Raw genomic sequence first — 2,035 nt, forward strand, 5'->3', positions numbered from 1 at the left:
CGTATCGGACCAGCCACATCAATCGCTTCGGCGTCTACCATCTCGAGCTTGATAGGGAAGTGGCGCCGCTGAGCTATACAGCGGAAGTCCTTGAACAGGCGCCATAGGCGGGGAGATCCGATATCGGGACAAGGAAATTATGATTTTGTTTCAATCGCTTAGGCGGTTTTTGGCCCTGTACGTAACGATTCCCTGCCGACCCTCTACTACTGTCGATTCCGACCACCTGCTTCACGGTGCCGGCCCAGTGCGGATACTGGCGCCGCAGTGCCGGCACGACGATATTCTTGACCGCGTAGTTTATTTTCAACCCTGCCTTGGCCGCTGGCGTGGCTTGCCGGTTACCGACCCAGATACCCATGACGCGGTCACCGTCGTAGGAGGTAATCTTGCCGCCCTCCTTCTTGATGATGGTGGCGGCGCAATGCAGGAACGCTTTGTAGATCTCCGCGCTCAGCCACCAATGCTCGGCATCGACCATCTTGGTGGAGCCTTTAAGGTCTGCGTACAGGACCGTGGCGCGATCAAACTCGACTGCGTCGTTGCCGAGCCGCAGATCCTCAGGATCGGGCACGACCTGGCCCTGTCGGGTTGACCATTGGTTTTGCGTGATCGCTTCCACTGCTGCCGTCATCTCTTCCAGCACTGTCATGGTCAGTCTCTCGGTCCAGCGGCGAGAATCCGGGCGCGGATCTGCTCGCACGCCGGTGCCAGCAAGGCACGGGCATCGGCACCAGGTTTGTATCGGTAAGGAACGGTAGTCAGCCCCGCCAGATCGCTCGGCAGCTTCAGCTTGTCTTCGCGCGGCTCCATCAGGAAGGCGCGCCGACGTCCCAGAAACCCAATGAACATGCCCAGCTCAAAGACGACGTTGTCGCGCATGACCGGCCACTCGTCACCGCGGCTGATCACCATGTCGTCGGCATGCGCCACGGCAATTGCAAAGTCCGCCTGCTCCAGCTGGGCCTCCAGCTCATCAAGGGTGTAGTTGGCCGCGCGGAAAACGCCGTGGTCCCAGACCACCGTCAGGAAGGGATCGTGCTCGAAATGCTGCACCAGCAGGCGGGTGACCGGCAGCGCCTCCACCGAGGACATCACGAAGACCCGGACCCGTTCGCGGGGGGCCGTAATCATTCGGTTACGCTCCTTCAGCCGGCGCGACAGAGCAGCTGCCAAGCGCCGCCAGATCAATGGGTGTGCATCGGCAGCGCGACTGAAATCGCTTTCAGGCACCTTCAACACCACTGTGGGCTCGGTGGCGGTAATGGTGGCCGCACGCAACTGGGTCGGCTCGATGGCTGCCATCTCCCCCACGTGTTCCCCGACTCGGCGGGTATTGACCACCTTGCCATTGACGATCACGTCCACCGCACCGGCAACGATGAAAAACACGTCGGTTTCGGCATCTTCTTGCGTGATGAAGGACGCGCCAGCCGCGACTTCCAGCAGTTCCCCGGCCTCAGCCAGCTGCGTGGCAGCAGCCTCCAGCCCCGCCAGGGTGCGGAACTCGGCCAAGGCCGCCACCAGTCGCCTGCCGCCGTCGGCAGAAAGTCGCTCGATAATGCTCGCCCCCATACCTTCCCTCCCTTGAAAGTGTGAACTGGCTCCCAATATACGACAAATGAACCAGCCGAAAACCGGTTGGTGCCCGGCCCGAGAGCGACGCGACCCGCTCCGGCTCGGTCTCCATTTGGCCGCAGGGAGCAGGACGATGGGACATAGCTGGAAGGAAGACCGCACCAAGAAGCGCCTTACCACGCGTTACGAGGAAGTCCGTAAGGTCGATATTCGTGACTACACGCGCGAGACCTCGTTGGACAATATCGCGGTCAACCGCGCCTATCGGGTTAACGGCGCGCATGTCTACATCGACATCGTCAATCTGCAGGACATGCTCAACTGCACCAATGTTGAAGGGGAAACGTGCCACAAGCGCGCTCTCCGCTTCCTGAATCAGCATTACCGCGCCGTCCACCGCCTCCTGGTCGAGAGTGAGACGGTCCGCGTGGATTTCCACAACCAACGGTTGCATGCG

Annotated in this window: 2 protein-coding genes and 1 pseudogene; 1 reads left to right on the forward strand and 2 read right to left on the reverse strand. The window is 60.9% G+C overall.

The genetic code is table 11. The features are described from left to right. Positions 1 to 73 precede the first annotated feature (73 nt). Together KVS69_RS18140 and KVS69_RS18145 are read right to left on the reverse strand one after the other, a co-directional pair. On the reverse strand, positions 74 to 652 hold the full coding sequence (locus KVS69_RS18140; protein WP_217539397.1) for an adenylate/guanylate cyclase domain-containing protein: 579 nt from the start codon (positions 650 to 652) through the stop codon (positions 74 to 76). Positions 653 to 654: 2 nt separating this feature from the next. Then, complete coding sequence (locus KVS69_RS18145; protein WP_102789235.1) at positions 655 to 1,575, reverse strand: TIR domain-containing protein; 921 nt, start codon at positions 1,573 to 1,575, stop codon at positions 655 to 657. 136 nt (positions 1,576 to 1,711) lie between these two features. Here KVS69_RS18145 and KVS69_RS18150 point away from each other — a divergent pair. Continuing rightward, positions 1,712 to 2,035: pseudogene (locus tag KVS69_RS18150) on the forward strand (transcriptional regulator); the annotation flags it as partial.

The sequence above is a fragment of the Stenotrophomonas sp. GbtcB23 genome (assembly GCF_019091045.1).
GTDB classification, from domain to species: Bacteria; Pseudomonadota; Gammaproteobacteria; order Xanthomonadales; family Xanthomonadaceae; genus Stenotrophomonas; species Stenotrophomonas rhizophila_A.

What these genes read in the sequence shown, in the direction of transcription:
- KVS69_RS18145 (WP_102789235.1), bottom strand. Translation starts at nt 1,575, where the DNA reads ATGGGGGCGAGCATTATCGAGCGACTTTCTGCCGACGGCGGCAGGCGA.
- KVS69_RS18140 (WP_217539397.1), bottom strand. Translation starts at nt 652, where the DNA reads ATGACAGTGCTGGAAGAGATGACGGCAGCAGTGGAAGCGATCACGCAA.